At 52.7% G+C, this 16829-nt stretch carries 21 protein-coding genes; 9 read left to right on the top strand and 12 right to left on the bottom strand.

Features of this window, described 5'->3' with window-relative positions; translation table 11 throughout:
• From E3E51_RS05535 to cobB, 4 genes are read right to left on the bottom strand one after another with little or no spacing between them, the layout of a single operon-like run.
• On the bottom strand, window positions 1–582 hold the full coding sequence (locus E3E51_RS05535; protein WP_167912073.1) for an ASCH domain-containing protein: 582 nt from the start codon (window positions 580–582) through the stop codon (window positions 1–3).
• Entirely contained in the window at window positions 539–1267 is a 729-nt protein-coding gene (locus tag E3E51_RS05530; protein WP_167912072.1) for a TIGR02253 family HAD-type hydrolase, read from the bottom strand. The genes E3E51_RS05535 and E3E51_RS05530 overlap by 44 nt, the downstream gene beginning before the upstream one ends.
• A gap of 55 nt (window positions 1268–1322) precedes the next feature.
• Window positions 1323–1733, bottom strand: a complete 411-nt coding sequence (locus E3E51_RS05525; RefSeq protein WP_167912071.1) for a DUF3783 domain-containing protein — start codon at window positions 1731–1733, stop codon at window positions 1323–1325.
• Window positions 1730–2485, bottom strand: a complete 756-nt coding sequence (gene cobB, locus E3E51_RS05520; RefSeq protein ID WP_167912070.1) for an NAD-dependent protein deacetylase — start codon at window positions 2483–2485, stop codon at window positions 1730–1732. The genes E3E51_RS05525 and cobB overlap by 4 nt, the downstream gene beginning before the upstream one ends.
• A gap of 151 nt (window positions 2486–2636) precedes the next feature.
• Here cobB and E3E51_RS05515 point away from each other — a divergent pair, with 151 nt between their 5' ends.
• The 6 genes from E3E51_RS05515 (at window position 2637) to E3E51_RS05490 (ending at window position 7426) form a co-directional block, all read left to right on the top strand.
• Window positions 2637–3833 carry an aromatic amino acid transport family protein gene (locus tag E3E51_RS05515; RefSeq protein ID WP_167912069.1) on the top strand — a complete coding sequence of 399 codons (1197 nt, stop codon included), beginning with the start codon at window positions 2637–2639 and terminating at the stop codon, window positions 3831–3833.
• Window positions 3834–3902: 69 nt separating this feature from the next.
• Window positions 3903–5192, top strand: coding sequence for a serine hydroxymethyltransferase (gene glyA, locus E3E51_RS05510; protein ID WP_167912068.1), 1290 nt, complete (start codon window positions 3903–3905; stop codon window positions 5190–5192).
• A 387-nt stretch (window positions 5193–5579) separates the two neighbouring features.
• Window positions 5580–5912 carry a transcription factor S gene (locus E3E51_RS05505; protein ID WP_167912067.1) on the top strand — a complete coding sequence of 111 codons (333 nt, stop codon included), beginning with the start codon at window positions 5580–5582 and terminating at the stop codon, window positions 5910–5912.
• Window positions 5909–6073, top strand: a complete 165-nt coding sequence (locus tag E3E51_RS05500) for a hypothetical protein (protein ID WP_167892235.1) — start codon at window positions 5909–5911, stop codon at window positions 6071–6073. The genes E3E51_RS05505 and E3E51_RS05500 overlap by 4 nt, the downstream gene beginning before the upstream one ends.
• 2 nt (window positions 6074–6075) lie before the next feature.
• Window positions 6076–6825, top strand: coding sequence for a DNA polymerase sliding clamp (locus E3E51_RS05495; RefSeq protein ID WP_167912066.1), 750 nt, complete (start codon window positions 6076–6078; stop codon window positions 6823–6825).
• Window positions 6826–6859: 34 nt separating this feature from the next.
• A complete protein-coding gene (locus tag E3E51_RS05490; RefSeq protein ID WP_167912065.1) occupies window positions 6860–7426 on the top strand; it encodes a hypothetical protein in 567 nt (188 codons plus the stop codon).
• Window positions 7427–7505: 79 nt separating this feature from the next.
• Here the strand turns inward: E3E51_RS05490 and E3E51_RS05485 are convergent, their stop codons facing one another.
• The 8 genes from E3E51_RS05485 to E3E51_RS05455 all read right to left on the bottom strand — a co-directional run bounded on the left by E3E51_RS05485 (window position 7506) and on the right by E3E51_RS05455 (window position 12025).
• Window positions 7506–7787: a hypothetical protein gene (locus E3E51_RS05485; protein WP_167912064.1), complete on the bottom strand. Its 282-nt coding sequence runs from the start codon at window positions 7785–7787 to the stop codon at window positions 7506–7508.
• 3 nt (window positions 7788–7790) lie between these two features.
• Complete coding sequence (locus E3E51_RS05480; protein WP_167912063.1) at window positions 7791–8144, bottom strand: hypothetical protein; 354 nt, start codon at window positions 8142–8144, stop codon at window positions 7791–7793.
• Window positions 8119–8706 carry a hypothetical protein gene (locus tag E3E51_RS05475; RefSeq protein WP_240924256.1) on the bottom strand — a complete coding sequence of 196 codons (588 nt, stop codon included), beginning with the start codon at window positions 8704–8706 and terminating at the stop codon, window positions 8119–8121. Before E3E51_RS05475 ends, E3E51_RS05480 begins: the two co-directional genes overlap by 26 nt.
• Before the next feature lie 2 nt (window positions 8707–8708).
• A complete protein-coding gene (locus tag E3E51_RS05470) occupies window positions 8709–9131 on the bottom strand; it encodes a hypothetical protein (RefSeq protein ID WP_240924255.1) in 423 nt (140 codons plus the stop codon).
• Window positions 9128–9646: a hypothetical protein gene (locus tag E3E51_RS05465; protein WP_167912062.1), complete on the bottom strand. Its 519-nt coding sequence runs from the start codon at window positions 9644–9646 to the stop codon at window positions 9128–9130. Before E3E51_RS05465 ends, E3E51_RS05470 begins: the two co-directional genes overlap by 4 nt.
• A 17-nt stretch (window positions 9647–9663) precedes the next feature.
• A complete protein-coding gene (locus E3E51_RS13260; protein ID WP_277346760.1) occupies window positions 9664–9795 on the bottom strand; it encodes a hypothetical protein in 132 nt (43 codons plus the stop codon).
• 197 nt (window positions 9796–9992) lie between these two features.
• Window positions 9993–10625, bottom strand: coding sequence for a hypothetical protein (locus tag E3E51_RS05460; protein WP_167912061.1), 633 nt, complete (start codon window positions 10623–10625; stop codon window positions 9993–9995).
• A gap of 5 nt (window positions 10626–10630) precedes the next feature.
• Window positions 10631–12025, bottom strand: a complete 1395-nt coding sequence (locus E3E51_RS05455) for a hypothetical protein (protein ID WP_167912060.1) — start codon at window positions 12023–12025, stop codon at window positions 10631–10633.
• 212 nt (window positions 12026–12237) lie between these two features.
• Between E3E51_RS05455 and E3E51_RS05450 the strand changes: the two genes are divergently transcribed.
• From E3E51_RS05450 to E3E51_RS05440, 3 genes are all read left to right on the top strand, one after another.
• Complete coding sequence (locus E3E51_RS05450) at window positions 12238–14148, top strand: molybdopterin-dependent oxidoreductase (protein WP_167912059.1); 1911 nt, start codon at window positions 12238–12240, stop codon at window positions 14146–14148.
• A 222-nt stretch (window positions 14149–14370) separates the two neighbouring features.
• Window positions 14371–15021, top strand: coding sequence for a peroxiredoxin (locus E3E51_RS05445; protein ID WP_167912058.1), 651 nt, complete (start codon window positions 14371–14373; stop codon window positions 15019–15021).
• Between the two features lie 194 nt (window positions 15022–15215).
• Window positions 15216–16790: a hypothetical protein gene (locus tag E3E51_RS05440; protein WP_167912057.1), complete on the top strand. Its 1575-nt coding sequence runs from the start codon at window positions 15216–15218 to the stop codon at window positions 16788–16790.
• The last annotated feature ends 39 nt before the right edge of the window (window positions 16791–16829 follow it).

Raw genomic sequence — 16829 nt, 5'->3', positions numbered from 1 at the left:
TCAAATAATCCCCGCCGCGTAGAGGGCGTGGTAGGTCTTAAGGAGCGCTCCCTGGACCTTCTTCGGCCCGAAGGTTCTCACGGCTCTCCCAAGCCCCTCGTTGTAAATCCTGCGCATTATGAAGTCCGTCTCGCGGTTGAGGTTCAGCTTTTCCCGGTTTTCGAGATAGAGGCGCGCTATCTCCGTCGGCTCGCGGTAGTTCAGGCCCTTGAGCCACTTGAGGGGAATCCCGTCGTCAAATCTTTTGAGAACCTCGAAGCCTATTACCGTAACCTCGTCGTCGCCGTACAGCTCGCCGTAGATTCTGTTCAGCTCCCGAAGGAGCTCCCTAACGTCGGAGAAGCCGTCGAGTTTTGCATCCTCGTTGGTGAGCTCCCTGACCTTTTTCTTTTCAACGCGGGTTATCCTAACCTTTGCTATAGCCGTGTCGCTCGGCGTTATTACAAGGTAGACCTCGCTCCCCGGCTTCGCTTCGTAGTCCCCGTAGCGAATCGTGGTGACCTTGTCGCCCCTGAGTATCCTCGACTTGTAGGCGGAGTCAATCAGCATGAACTTCCTTATCTGGACGCTCTTCCTCCTCAAGGCTCAGCCCCCTGACTATCTCCAGAACATCTTCCAGAGATCCCACTGTAAAGTCGGCGTACTCCAGGTATTCGAGCTCTCTGCCAGCGTACTTGCCGTATTTGAACCATGCGGTCTTCATGCCGACCTGTTTTGCCCCGTAGATGTCGGAGTACAGCCTGTCGCCCACCATCAGCGCCTCCCCGGGCTCGACCCCCATCTTCCTGAGGGCCTTCTGGAATATCTTGGGGTGGGGCTTCTTGACGCCCAGGTAGTCGGATATGAAGACTCCGTCGAAGTAGTCGTCCAGTTCGAGACGGATTATCTTCTCCCACTGCTTTATCGGGTCGCCGTCGGTGATTATGCCGAGCTTATAGCCCGACTTCTTCAGCTCAAGCAGGAGCCGCCTGGCACCGCGGACGCTCTTCAGGTATGCGAACTTGGTGTTGTGGTACGCTATGACACCGGCGGCCACCCATTTCGGGTTGCTGGGCAGGTCGAGGCGTCTGAGCAGGTAGTCGAAGTGCCTGCCGAAGTTGCTCCCGTACTCGTTTATCAGCTCAAGGAGCTCGTGATAGGCGGTATCAAAATCAACGGGAAGACCATGTCGTATCATGTTCTCTATCGCGTTCTTTCGCGCCATCTCCGCCAGTCTGCTCGTGTCCACGAGCGTGTCATCCAGGTCAAAGAACACGACCTTTATCATCCCTTCACCCACCGCAGTCTACTCGTTCTGGATATTTAACCTTTCGGGCGGCGGTTCATCCCTTCCCAATGTCGAGGAAAAGGCCCTTCCTTTTTTCCGCTTCCTCACGCGCCCAGCGCGCGGCCTTGAAGTATTCGTCCTCGGCCATCAGCTCGCTGAGCAGGTCTTCAAGCCTCCAGGTGAGGGAGGTCTCGGTGGTTGTGGCGAAGATGACCCTGCCCATGTTGAGGGATTTGACCGAGCGCATGACGTTCTTCAGCGTTTCGTTATCAACGCCATGCATGATCACGAACTTCCTTAGGTGCCAGTACCCCGAGCCGCTCAGCTCCTCCGCCTTATCGACCACCTCGCTCACGACCCAATCCCTGCAGTACTCGGGAACCTCAAAAACCGGAACCGGAAGGGCTTTTCGCAGTCTCTCGACTTCATCGGGCAGGAATCCGACCAGCAGAACCTTTCCGCTCATCCTATCAGCCCCTTAACCCTTGCCATCAGCTTCTCCATGGCCTCTCCCGCCGGGCAGCGGAGGAAAACATCCGCTATGGGTGTTATCCCGCTCTCCTCCGGGTTGATTTCGATAACCTTTCCACCGGTTTCCTTGACTATCTGCGGAACGTACGCAGCCGGATAGACGACGCCGCTCGTCCCTATGACCAGGACGACGTCTGCCCTCTCAGCGAGCCTGAAGGCCTCGTCGAGGGCCCCCCTCGGAAGGGGTTCTCCAAACCAAACGACGTCGGGCCGCAGGAGGGAGCCGCAGTCCGGGCACTTGGGAAGGCCCTTCTCCCGGAGAAACTCCCCCAGCCTTCCGCTCTCCTTGAGGTACTCGCCGTAACCGCAGGAGGTGCACTTCACCCGGAAGATGTTGCCGTGAAGTTCGATGAGGTTCTTCGTTCCAGCCTCCCTGTGGAGGTCATCAACGTTCTGAGTGATAACCGCCTTCAGAATCCCACGTCCTTCAAGCTCCGTCAGCGCGTAGTGCGCCCTGTTGGGCCTGGCCTTTCGTATCAACCCCATGCGCCACCTGTAGAACTCCCAGACGAGGTTGGGATCCCTCCTGAAGGCTTCGGGCGTCGCAAGCTCCTCCGGCCGGTGCCTCTTCCACAGCCCGTTGAATCCCCTGAACGTGGGAACACCGCTCTCTGCACTTATTCCGGCACCAGTAAAAGCAATCGCAAACCTTGAGCGGGCCAGCAGTTTGGCTGCCTCCTCTATCATGTTCTTATCTACTTTGGTATCCTTAAAAATTCTCCCACTGTTTGGTACTCCCCTCCTCCGTCCGAATAATTTTTGAAATACACTTCATGTTTCCGGGGGAGGATTTAAATTGTGTTCATGAACACATCTGCAGGAACAAGGAGGTGAGATGATGCCCATAACTGATGGAACCCCCAGGAAAAAGGTCACCACATCACACGGAAGGTACTACGCTGAGCGGCAGGCACTGGCGAGACGGAAGAAGCTGAGAAGGAAGGCGGCGCTGATACAGCTCATGAGGAAGCGGAAAGGGGTCGCTGCAATAAGGACGAGCACGATACGGGTTGAAAAGGCCCACATCTCGAAAAACGAGGCGCTAGCAATACTGGTTGGAACCCAGATAGGGGCGGGTGTTCTCGGCCTGCCCTACGCGGCGAGCAAGGTCGGCCTCATCCCCGCGCTGGGGGTTCTCACGGGTGTTATGCTCCTGATGCTCGCGACGGCGTTCATAATCCTCAAGTTCTCGGCAGAGATGGGCGGGGCCCAGATGAGCACCATCGCCAACAGGACCCTTGGAAAGGCCGGCGGCTGGCTGATGTACCTCAGCATCTTCATAATGAGCTTCGGTGCCATACTGGCGTACATTGCCGGAATGGGAAGCGTCTTCGCGAGCCTCTTTGGGGTCAGCGACACATTGGGAGCGGCGATATTCTGGGTGCTGGCATCCTTCGTCGTCTACCGCGGGCTTGAGGCAAGCGGAAAGACCGAACTTGCGATGAGCTACCTGATGCTCGCGCTGTTCATAGCTGTGACGGTCATGCTCGCACCCCACGCAGAACTCAGCAACGGCCTCTACACCGACCTCTCGGGACTGCTCAGTATAACCGGCGTCGCCATCTTCGCCCTCGGCTGCCACACGATAATCCCCGACGTCTACAAGGGGCTCGGAAGCTACGAGGAGACCAAGAAGGTCATCGTGCTTGCCTTCCTCATCCCGACGGTCATCTACGCGGTCTTCATGGCCGCGTTCCTGCTGGTCTTCGGAAAGGAGACCCCCGAGATAGCCACGCAGGGGCTTGAGCTGCTCTACGGCCACCTCGGCAGAATCGTTGGCAACCTCATCCCGCTCCTTGCGATAACCACGAGCTACATAGGCCTCGCGCTTGCACAGCAGAGCAACAACGAGGAGTTCGTGAAGCTTGACAGGAAGGCCTCCTGGGCGCTCACGGTGGTTCCGCCGGCGGTTCTGTACTTCGCGGGCGTCAGGAACTTCGCCGATGTGCTGGCGTTCGCGGGCGACACGGGAGATATGCTGGCCTTCATAGTGCTCCCAATCCTGATGTGGCTCGCGGCGAAGCTCCGCCGCTGACCCTTCAATTTTTCCTTCCTCGGTAAGGTTTATATTTCCCGCGTTCAAATCCCCATCGAGGTGTTTCCCATGGCTGAAGGATACAAGGACTACCGTGACAGGGTTCTGAATTTTGTTGAGGAGCATGAGAAGTGGAGGAGCCACACCATAAACCTCATCGCAAGTGAGAACATAACTTCCCCAAGTGTCACCCGCGCCGTTGCGAGCGGGTTCATGCACAAGTACGCCGAGGGCTGGCCGAGGCAGCGCTACTACCAGGGCTGCAAGTACGTTGACGAGGTTGAGCTCATCGGTGTCGAGCTGTTCACCAAGCTCTTCGGGAGCGATTTTGCTGACCTCAGACCGATTTCCGGAACCAACGCCAACCAGGCCGCTTTCTTTGGGCTCACCAACGCTGGCGACAAGGCCATCGTTCTCCACACCAGCCACGGCGGCCACATAAGCCACATGCCCTTCGGTGCCGCCGGAATGCGCGGTCTGGAAGTTCACACCTGGCCCTTTGACAACGAGGAGTTCAACATCGACGTTGACAAGGCGGAGAAGCTCATCCGCGAGCTTGAGCCAAAGATAGTCGTCTTCGGCGGCTCGCTCTTCCCGTTCCCGCACCCGGTCAAGGAGCTTGCCCCGGTCGCCAAGGAGGTTGGAGCGTACGTCATGTACGACGCCGCCCACGTTCTCGGTCTCATCGCCGGGAAGCAGTTCCAGGACCCGCTCCGCGAGGGCGCCGACCTGATTACCGCCTCAACCCACAAGACGTTCCCGGGACCGCAGGGCGGAATAATCCTCTACAAGCGCTTCGGAGAAACCGAGGAGATAGCCAGGTTCCAGTGGGCCATCTTCCCGGGAGTTCTCAGCAACCACCACCTCCACCACATGGCCGGAAAGGTGGTCACCGCCGCGGAGATGCTTGAGTACGGCCAGAAGTACGCGGAGCAGGTCGTCAAGAACGCGAAGGCACTCGCGGAGGCTATGGCCGAGGAGGGCTTTAAGGTCATCGGCGAGGACAAGGGCTACACCGAGAGCCATCAGGTCATCGTCGATGTCAGCGACCTCCACGAGGCCGCTGGCGGCTGGGCGGCCCCGCTCCTCGAAGAGGCCGGCATAATCCTCAACAAGAACCTCCTGCCCTGGGACCCGCTTGAAAAGGTCAACGAGCCGAGCGGCCTGCGCATAGGCGTCCAGGAGATGACCCGCGTCGGTATGCTCGAAGACGACATGAAGGAGATAGCACACTTCATCAAGCGCGTCCTCATCGACAAGGAGGATCCGAAGAAGGTCGAGCGCGACGTCTTCTACTTCAGGCAGAACTTCCAGAAGGTCTACTACTCCTTCGACTACGGACTCCCGCTCAGGGAGTGATGCCTTCTTTTCTCTTTCATCTGACATTTTTCTCTTCTTCAAGCCCCGCCCTTCAGGGCGGGGAGGAGGTCATAGGCTCTACCGCTTTGATGATGGAAGATGGCACGAAATACCCATCGGCTTCAGCTTCACAGCCATAGGATACCGGATAGGGCGGTCAGAGCTGGACCCAGACGATTCCACTGATGGTGGGAGGAACGGGAAGCTTGAACCCCTTCCACCCGGCAGATACCACATAGAGAAAACCGTTATCATCGACGGGGGGCGCTGCGGGAGTCGGAGTGATGAAATAACCCTTTCGGCCAGGTTCGAGGTGGTGGGTTAGCTTTGGCAAAACTTTTTATTCTCCTTCCACATACCGAACCCTCGGCTAAAGGGGTGAGAAAGATGAAGTTCTGTCCAAAGTGCGGTAACCTCATGCTTCCGGACAGGAAACGGAAGATCTGGGTCTGCCGCTCATGTGGTTACGAGGAGCCCTTTGACGAGCAGAAGGACAGGGAGAAGACCGTTATAAAGCAGAAGGTCGAGCACAAGCCGGACGAGGGAATAATCGTCGTTGAACAGGACGTCAAGACCCTGCCGACGACGAAGGTCACCTGCCCGAAGTGCGGCAACGATACCGCCTACTGGTGGGAGATGCAGACGAGGGCCGGCGATGAGCCGAGCACCATATTCTACAGGTGCACCAAGTGCGGCCACGTCTGGAGGTCGTACGAGTGAACGAACTGGAACGCGAAACCCTCAGAAAGCTAGCTGAGAAAGCGCTGAAGGAGCTTGAGGAGGCCTACAGGAGGATACCCGACACCGACAACGGAAAAGCTTATTTATTCCGCGGCAAAGAAAGGGTTAGGCTGATGCTCGATATATTAAAGGAGGGGTAAATATGCCGTTCGAGATAGTTTTTGATGGTGCCAAGGATTTCGCGGATCTAATAGCCACCGCAAGCAACCTCATCGATGAGGCTGCCTTCAAGATAACCGGAAAAGGGATTGGGATGCGCGCGATGGATCCGAGCAGGGTCGTTCTCATTGACCTCAACCTCCCGAATAGCATCTTCTCCAAGTACGAGGTGGAGGAAGAAGAAACTATAGGAATCAACATGGACCACTTCAAGAAGATACTCAAGCGCGGCAAGAACAAGGACACGCTCATCCTCAGAAAGGGCGACGAGAACTTCCTCGAAGTCATCTTTGAAGGCACCGCCAAGAGAACCTTCAAACTCCCGCTCATCGAGGTGGAGGAGCTCGAACTCGACCTTCCGGAGCTTCCGTTCACGGCCAAGGTCGTCGTCCTCGGCGAGGTCCTCAAGGAGGCCGTTAAGGATGCCTCCCTCGTCAGCGACGCTCTCAAGTTCATCGCCAGCGAAAACGAGTTCATAATGCGCGCCGAGGGGGAGACCAACGAAGTTGAGATAAAGCTCACCCTTGAGGATGAGGGACTTCTCGACCTTGAGGTTGAGGAGGAAACTAGGAGCGCCTACGGAATCAGCTACCTCGCCGACATGATAAAGGGCATCGGCAAGGCCGACGAGGTCATAATCCGGTTCGGCAACGAGATGCCCCTCCAGATGGAGTACCCAATAAGGGATGAAGGCAAGCTGATATTCCTCCTCGCCCCGCGCGTCGAGGACTGATTTCTTTTTCTCTAATTTCTAGGCTGGTGGGAGCGTGGACATAGTCAGGCTCAGGGAACTGCTTGAGGCGGAGCTTTCATCGCCGGAGCTGGCGGAGCTGGACGGGGAGTTCTACGAGGAATTCGACAGCCTGATTAAGGCCCTAAAGCTCAGCGCGGAGAGCTCCCGCGAGAGGGGTGAGGACATCGAGGAGAGGCTTTACCTTGCCCAGCTGGGGATAGCGGAGAGGCTCATGCGTGAGATAATCAAAATCAGGCTCCATAAAATCGTTGACCTCGCCGTTGAGGGCGTCCCATACGGGTTGACCTCCGAGGAGAGGCGGATTTTCACGATACTCAGGGCGTTCATAGAACGCGAAGAGCTGCCGGAAGTTCCCGAGGAGACCGTCGAGGCGAGCGAGAAGGCTCCGGAGAGGGAGGTTCCACAGAGGAGGGCTCCCAGGGAGGCATACATAATCAAGGTTGGCCTGCCGAAGATACTCGACCCCGAGCTGAGGGAATACGGACCCTTCAGGGCGGGCGACCTCGTCATCATTCCCAGGAGCCTTGGAAAGGTTCTCGTCGAGAGGGACGCGGCCGAGAGGATAAGAATCTCACCATAAGTTTTTTGAAGGATCTTTATTGGGGAGCTTTATAGAACACGCATGTCTTCCCTGTTGTGGAAAAGGTAATTGCTAGTGGTTAATTTTGAACCCTGCCGGGAGTTGCTTCTCCCTGGTCGTATTTGGTTATCTCCTGAACGTGCGGGTGTTCTGGCTGTAAAAAGTAATAGCAGGCAGTTAACAAACTCTCAAAAAACCCGTAAACGTCCGCGTTGGCTCCTTCGAATTCTCCCTCCCAGCAGGCTCCCAAGAGTAAATGCTCGTCTATCATAAAAATCAAAAAGAAAGGGTAGGGAGTGCTGATATACCTCTCAAGGTCTATATTCACTGTTAAGTGCTTCCCCTTCAGTGTGACCCACACTGTTTAACCCTCCCTGACCCATCCACGTTCATACCTGTTAACATACCTGTACGACCACACAGCACTACCCTTCTCTGGATACGCCGTCTTAAGCACAAACTCCCCATCCTCGAACTTGAACTCCAGCCTAACCACATCAATCCCATCAACATGCATTCCAAGCTTCTTAAGGTCCACTAAGATTCCAAAGCTCTTACCCTCTCCTATATGAGTGAGGAACTCCTCCCTGTACTCGGGATTTTCAAGCGCCTTCTTCACCACGTCATCACGGAACTCTCTGAGCTCTTTCTCGTTCCTGAAGACTTTTGGAAGCTGAACAACTCTCCCGGTTTTAGGCTCGACGATTTTTTGATCCAAACTTCTTCCCGTACAGTTCTTTAACTTCCCGGTAAAGCCCCCAGAGGAAGTCATAATCGTCCGGCTCTTCCCCGTGCTCAAGCCTGATTTTTTCGATAACTGAAGCGTACTTTTCTAGGTACTCCCTGCTGATTTTCAAAACATCCTCAACGAACTCTTTACGGGGAAGTTCGACAACACCCCTATGCCTACCCTTGAATTCAGGACAGTCAGTATAAGATAGGAGCTCATTCTCATAATATATTAATAAACTATTGCTGTTTTTGCATTTAAACACATAATTACCAAAGTATATAAACAATGTCGTATCATACTCAGTTTGTTTTTGTAACATTGCCTTCGACACGTTTAGGAGTTCTTGAAGTACCCCGTAAGGATCTCCCGGCTGTCCGGTTAGTTTCCCACCTTCCGTGCTCCAGCATAATCCGGCCAAAATTTGTCCATTTACTCTCAAAATAATTGGAAAGGGGAAGGCTGGCTCAGCTGTGTTAAAAGTTGAGAGATCTATGTGTATCTCAACACAGTCTCCTCGAAGAGTTATAGGACTAGCCATGGTTCTCATGCTTAACCCACCCACCTGCCAATTGTTGAGACATACTTTGCAACTGCTGAACCTGCCTTGGGATAAACAGTTTTTAGGCAGTAACTGTTCCCTTCTCTCAGAAACACGAATTCCACGACGTCTATCCCCTCTTTTCTTATGCCGAGCTTTTTAAGATTGATCGTCAGTATAACCTTGCCACCACCATTGAACTTTTTAACATAGTCGGGGTCTTTAAGCGCCCTCTTCACCACGTCATCAAGGAACTCTCTGAGCTCGCGCTCGTTCCTGAAGACTTTTGGAAGCTGGACAACCCTTCCAGTTTTGGGATCAACGATTTTCTGACCCAAAGGCCAGAAGTCCGTCCTCCCCACCTTCTCCATCTTGTAACCCCAAACGTGCCTCAGGAGCATGTGAATAAGACCCTTACCCTTATTCTCCTTCATTCCGGCCGGTACAAGGCCTCTTTAATCAAATTAAGTTTGTGTTTCAATTTTTCTTTCCAGTTAGGGAAGTCAGATTCTGGCTTGAGTTTGGTAATCACAATCTCTGTCTCGAGGGGGAATACTTTCTCCAAATACTCCTCGGCCAAACTCACAGCATCCTCAATGAACTCCTTGAGAGGAACTTCAACAACACCCCTGTGCCTGCCCTTGAATTCTGGGCAGTCGGTGTGCGCTAAGATGTCATTGTAATAATGGATTTTTAAGATATCTCCGTCGAGTTCAAAAAAGAAGTGCATCCATGATATGAGAAGGTTTGTGTAAAACACTATAGTATCCTCTTTAACGCTGACCCCCCAATACTGGGCGTCTTCCTTGGCAAAGGAACTAATCTTTCTAACCTCCTCCTCAGTGTACTCATCCAAACCCAGAAGGAACAAACAGCACTCCAACAACTCCTGAAAGACACCATAGGGAGACCCCTCAAGAGTGTAATCCACGGAAGGTTTACCGTCCACAAGCCAGCATGTAACTGTTAGAGGGTTATCTTTGATAAAGAAAGGGGAAAAGGCTGGACTACATCTCCAATAACCTTCCTAAGGTCAGACTCCAGCCTTATCAACTTGCCTTCTATGGTTACCTTCTGTCCCTCAAGTTTTACCGTCATTAAATCACCCCTGTATAAAGAAGCCCTTCTTCTTGTTATACGCCCATACCTTGCTCCCCCTTGCCGGATATGCGCTCACTAGCCTGTACTCGTTTCCCACGAGTTCAAACTTGAACCTAAGATACTTCCCGAAATCCCAAGCACGTCTTCGGTAAATATGTTCACTTTGGCTTCGCCCATTGTCTCCCCAAAACTCGTTATATCGTGCTGAATTCTACTCTTCTTCTTAACTTCCTAAGGAGAGCCAATTTGGCGGCAATATCCTCTTCTTTTTCTCCCAACTCTACCAACATTTTAGTCTCTATTGGGGCTATCTCTTCGATATACTTTTTGGAGAGGCTTAGTACATCTTCCACGAGATCATTTAGGGGAATAGATACTGTTCCCTTCCAGTGTCCTATAAATTCTGTGCAGTTTGTATCCTTTAGCGGAATGTTGTTGTAATGAACATTTACGGTATTTCCATCAAGTTCAAAGATGTACTCGCCCATGTATATCACTAAGCTTGTAAAGTACAGCTTTGTATTTTTCTTTATAGGAAAGCCGAGTTTTCCCGCATACTCCCTGAGGTTGCCTATAAAACCTCCTCCCTCAAGTTCTTCACTGTTAATAAGGAAATCGCAGCAGTAGAGAAACTCCTGAATAATTCCTGTAGGGTCTCCTTGAATTGGATACAGCTTTTTATTTCCATCATCTCTAATCCAGCAGGTTCCGGCGATTAGATTACCGTCAATGAAAAGAAGAACTGGAAAAGGAAAGACTAAATCAAGGGCTTTTTTAAGGTATATCTTCAGTGAAATGTGCTTTCCTTGGAGGATTACTTCTTTCATGTCCTTCACCCCACAGGCTCTATAGCTCTTTTCCACGGTTTGTAAGCCCAAACATTGTATCCTGTTTTTGGATAAGCAGTCTTCAGGTAGTGGACACCGTTTTTGTATTCGAATGCGAACTCTATTGATGTTATTCCTTCCTTGTAAATACCAACGTCCGAGAGTTCGACAGTTAAGGTAACACTACCCTTCTTGAACTTCTTCACATACTTCTCCTTCTGGAGTGCTCTCTCCAGTACTTCATCAAGGAACTCTCTGAGCTCGCGCTCGTTCCTGAATACCTTAGGCAACTGCTTCGCCTGACCGTTCACGACAATCTTCTGACCCATTGGCCAGAAGGTTGTTATCCCTGCGCCCTCCATCTCGTACCCCCAAACGTGCCTGAGGAATGCATGAAGCAGTCCGCTCCTCTCGGTTCCCCTCTCAAGGACGACTGTATACTCCTTTCCGCTGTTCTTGACTATGAAGGATGAAGACTTCTCTGCAAACCTCTCAACCCCTTCCTTGACTCCTTTTATCGTTGCTCCGTGCTTGACGGCCTCTTCAACTGCCTCCGTTGAAACCCCTTTGCTAACGAGATTATCAAGAGCCTTTGCGGCGTCATCACCGTGCTTAGCTATGTCGTCAAAGATGTGGGCGAACCTCTCATTTACGAACCTGGCCTTTTGAAGCCCCTGGTCAATCTCCTCAACAATGTCGAGGCGCTTCAATATGGAGTACACTCTTCCAGGAACTTCGACAAGCTCATCACCGTGCCTGAATATGCTAACAATCTCATCGCCTTCTATTGCCAGGCTGAAAACAAACACGGAACCCGCGGCAACGGTACACTTTATGGAGTCACCACCGTAGTCGGAGCACACGTTGTACGCGTCGTACGCGTCCCAGAGCGCAAAACCTACTGAGATTATTGCTCCGATAAGGATCGGGATTTGAATGAACTGTGGTCTTATCTCTCCTTTCTGTGCTGGATAGGTTACCGTGTAGTCGGTTGGGAAGAACCTCGGTGTGGATTGTGGTGTTAGCCTTACCCATGAACTCATGAAGATGCCGTTTCCGGAGGTGATGCGCAGTTTAACGTAAACCGGATCCCTGACGTTCAGGAAAACCGCTACCTTCTTGCCCCAGGGCTTCAGCCGGCCAAGGCTGACGCGCTCGGTGACGCTCCTGCCGTCTTTACTTATAAGGACAGTCCCATAGCCGGAGATGCAGTTCGGTGGGACGTCCCAGGTAACGACTGCGATGTTGCCGCTCTGCTCAACGCCGTCGAGGCGGATTGGATACGCTCCCGAATTTGTTCCCATTACAGGAAGCCCGGACCACGGCAGGGGGAGAGCCGCGGCTCCGGGCAACGTCAACACGAGCAGGAGAATTAACGCTCCAACCCACCGGCGGTTCAATCTTACCACTCCCGGAAGGTTTCAATTAGGATGAATAATCCAGACTTAAAAAAATTTCGTAAACTCAAAGTTATAAATAGAAGTATAAAATATCTATCGGTTCAGCGTTTCGCATCATGGGTAGTGTGATGGACAATAGTTTGCCAACATAATCCTTCCAAGCGAAACAAAGGTTTTTTATATTTCACATCGCCCATCTTTAGGGGGTTATAATGCCCTTCTCAGTCTGCACCCGTGACTGCTACGACACATGCTCGATCCTGAGTGAGTTCAGGGACGGCCGGCTCAGGGTTAAGGGCAACCCTGAACACCCAATAACGGCCGGCTTCCTCTGCCCGAAGGGCGCGCTTCTCCCAAAATGGTTCCACGCGGAGGACAGGCTCAAAAAACCGCTCGTTAGAACGGGCGAGAGGGGAAGCGGCAAGTTCAGGGAAACGGACTGGGATGAGGCGATTGGGCTGGTTGCCAAAAAGCTTAGGGAGACCATTGAAGGGCATGGGAGCGAAAGCGTCTTAGTCTACCAGTACGCCGGCGATAGAGGCGTGGTCAACTATGCCTTCCCGCTGAGGCTCTTCCACTACCTCAACACGGCTATGCTCGACTACGGCATCTGCGACAGGGCCGGGCAGGAGGCCCTGAGGGACGTTTACGGAACGGCAGTCGGGATGGACCCCGAGGGGCTGAAGAACCAGAAACTGCTTGTATATTGGGGAATAAACGCCTCCTGGACGAACCTGCACGGCTTCACGCTGGCGAGGAAATACGGTCTCGAAATCTGGACGGTTGACGTCATCAGAACGGAAACGGCCAAGCGCTCAGATAGGTTCTTCAGGATAAGACCCGATACCGACGTCCTCTTTGCCCTCGGAGTTGCGAAGGTTATAATCGAGGAAGGGCTCTACGAGGAAGCCTTCGTCCGCGGGAACGTTTATGGTTTTGAAGAATTCACGAATTATGTAAAAACATTATCACTTGACTATGTGAGCAGGGAGACGGGGATAGGGACTGATGAGATAAGGACCTTCGCGAGGGAGTTCGCCGAAAAGAGGGGAGTAATCCACATAGGCTACGGCTTCCAGCGCTCCCTGGCCGGCGGAGAGGCGGTCAGGGCGATAGCAATCCTTCCGGCATTGGTGGGCCATCGCTTCGGCTTCATCTACGACATGAAGACGATAGACAAGTCCTATGCAGAGGGCGCATTCCTGAGAACGAAGCCTGCCAAGAGAATCCCCCAGATGAAGCTTGCCGAGTACATCGAGAGGGGAGAGATAAAGTTCCTCTACGTCTACAACTCCAACCCCCTCGCGAGCCTGCCGAACCAGAACCGGCTGAGGAAAGCTTTGCTCGAAAACGACGTTTTCGTGGTCACGCATGATATATTCCTGACGGATACCGCGCTCTACTCCGACGTCGTCCTGCCTGCGAACACCTTTTTCGAGAGGCTGGATATAGCGGATAGCTATTACCACCGTTACATAGCTCTAAACGAGCCGGTCGCAGGGCTTCACGGAAAGAGCAACAGCGAGGTAACGAGACTTTTGGCGAAGGCCCTCGGCATCGATAACCCACACCTCTATGAGAGCGACGAGGAGGTTATCAGAAAGGTCCTGGAGAGCAACGGCATAAGCTGGGAAGAGCTGAAGGCTGGGGGTTTCGTCAGGGTTCCGGAGAAACCGAGAACCTGGGAAACGCCGAGCGGAAGGATCGAGTTCTACTCCCAGAGGGCAGTGGAGAGGGGTCTAAGCCCGTTTCCCGAGTACCGGAAGTTTAAAGGAAAGTACCCACTCCGGCTCCTCACGCCGACTTACAGAATGACGATAACGAGCCAGTACCACAACACATACTGGATGATCGACCCGAACCTCTACATCAATCCTGCCGACGCCGGATGGAGGGGCATTGAAGATGGGGACACCGTCGAGGTCTTCAACGGCAATGGAAGCATCAGAACGGAGGCTAGGCTCACGGAAGACGTCCCGCGGGGAGTTGTGATGCTCTACAAGGCCTTCTGGGCCAGGATTCTCGGATGGAACGCCAACTTCCTGGCGGCTGATGAAACCGTCGAAAAGTACGGGAACGCTTCGGCGTACCATTCAACATGGGTTGATGTCAGGAAGGTTTAAGGCAAAAATGAACTTTTTCTTCAAGCTTTTTGACAATGCATTTCTGTTCTGTCCCCCACTATGACAACGAACGAGGGGCATTCTTTGCACACATATCCCCCGACCCCTTAAGATTATTGGATATTCGACAAAGTTAGTGCCGTAAGACGAACCGAAAGGTTTATATATCCGAACCAAACAGGTTTATAGTGAAGAAAACATAGAAAAATGAGGTGATGGGAGATGGTAGTGATAGGAGAAAAGTTCCCAGAGGTTGAGGTCAACACCACCCACGGCAGGATAAAGCTGCCCGACTACTTCACTGAGAAGGGCAAGTGGTTCGTTCTCTTCAGCCACCCGGCTGACTTCACCCCGGTTTGTACGACCGAGTTCTACGCGATGCAGAAGCGCGCCGAGGAGTTCAGGAAGCTCGGCGTTGAGCCGATCGGGCTTAGCGTTGACCAGGTCTTCAGCCACCTGAAGTGGATGGAGTGGATAAAGGAGAACCTCGGTGAGGAGATAACCTTCCCGGTCATCGCCGACGACCGCGGCGACCTCGCTGAGACCCTCGGCATGATCCCGAGCGGTGCAACGATAACCGCCAGGGCGGTCTTCATCGTCGACGACAAGGGCGTCATTCGCGCGATAGTCTACTACCCGGCCGAGGTCGGCAGGGACTGGGACGAGATACTCAGGCTCGTCAAGGCCCTTAAGACCAGCACCGAGAAGGGTGTTGCCCTGCCGCACAAGTGGCCCAACAACGAGCTCATCGGCGACCGCGCCATCGTTCCGCCGGCGGGGACAGTCGACGCCATCAAGGAGCGCGAGGAGGCCAAGGCCCGCGGAGAGATCGAGTGCTACGACTGGTGGTTCTGCCACAAGAAGCTTGACTGAGCTTCTTTCCCCTTTTCCTTGACGTTGCGGTTCTTGTACTATTCTCACCGTATCCTTCACGCTTTTCCGGTTTGTTGGTATGGTATTCACAGTACTAGAGTTGGAAGTTATTGCTTTCGTATTAAGCACCTTCGTTTTCCACTATCCAAAAGGCTTATAATGACTATATTTACTCATAAAACTGAGGTGATGCGATGAAAAAAATCATTGTTGTGCTGACAGTAGTTTTGTTTCTGGGGAGTGTAGTCTCGGGGGCAGCAGTGTACAGCATCCCCGTAGAGTCCAAGGAGTACCTTGGGACCAAAATTGAGTACAAGCGGAGCTTTCTCTTCGGCCCAAGCCTTGAGGTCGAGCTTCCAGAGAAGGGATACGGAATAGTTACGGCGTCCCTCCTTCTTCCAAACGGCTCGCTTGTGAAGCTGGGGACATTCTCAGGAAAGGACAGGGTTAAAATTAACTACGGACGAGTGCTGGCCGGTATGAAAGAGTGGATGTCATATCTAAGGGGTGCCAGCTTGGATCCCGCGGGCGTGAACCCTGCAGTGATACTCGTTGGCACCGTACATACGAATGATGGTGATGTGGACTACTTCATGCAGTCAATCCCGCTGAACGTAAAAAGGATCCTTGAAAAGAAGACTGTCAAAACAAGGATTCCTAAAGAAAATGTGAAATCCCTACATACAACCTCCGAATCCAAGGAACTGTTTTTTGAAGTCACGAAACATGCATCAAGTACCCCGGTCTCTGCACAAAACTCCTGGGTACCCGACCAGGACTTCAGACCTGAGGACTGTGTTCCAGTATCCAGGGATGGTTACGCCTGCTATTACTGGAAGCTCGAAGAAGTCATAGCTTCAAAATCCGGTACTCTCATACCACTTGCCGCCCTTGAGATTACTGGGGATACAGAAAGGCTTCATTCCGTTGTCATTAAAGTGAGCTATGGTTATCTAGACATAAGTGCAGTTGAACTTGCATTTTCAGCGGCAGGGGTCGTCGAGAAAAAAAGCGGGGGGAGCATATCGAAGGACGCGCAGATACTTGGTTTCTCATACACAATCGACACAAGGGAACTAACTCTCTCGTATCCGGAACTTAGACTCGCGGGGGATAAGGTACCCAGCCCCTCTGTGGTAGGAGCAGGCGTGAAGGGAAACGTTGCCCTGGCAAAGTACAGGCTGCACTACCTGTACTATTCCAGAAACTCATTCATTGACAAAAAACTTGATGACGTGGCATATGTTATAGTGGGAAAGCCCGACGAGACTGACATGAAGCCCAGGCTGGTCGTCGAACCGGGGCCAAGCAGCATGTACGGCGGTACCTTCCAGAGAACCATGTCATTTATTCACAGGTACTGGGAACCCTCACTGACCGTCTCTAAAAACTTTGGAATACTGGTCGAAGATTTTGAGTTTGTAAGACGGCACAATACAATCTCCCTGTTTTCCGCATCAATGGCGGCACTTGCAACCCTGGGAACGGGGCAGTGGGAATTTGCACCCTTTGTGGTGGCAATAGGCGTTGGACTTACTGAAAACAAGTACGGCCATTCCATAGTCATCATCGATGTCAACCTCAAGGATGAGTCGTATTCGGTCACCGGCAAGTTCTACACCAGCAAGGTCAAGTTTTACTACAAGGGGAAGAGATACCATCTTTCGGGAATCTACGGCGACATTTTCATCCCCGGCGACGGCGGAGGAAACCCTCCATGCGACCCAAGAACGGGGATATGCCCGGATTCCACTAACCCGGGTTCATGAACTCCTCTATTCTTTTTTGACCATAACAAACAAAAAGAA

This window comes from Thermococcus sp. 21S7, from assembly GCF_012027615.1.
Taxonomy (GTDB): Archaea; Methanobacteriota_B; Thermococci; order Thermococcales; family Thermococcaceae; genus Thermococcus.
The sequence above is the reverse complement of the archived record's forward strand: the minus strand, read 5'-3'. Positions and strand labels throughout refer to the sequence as shown.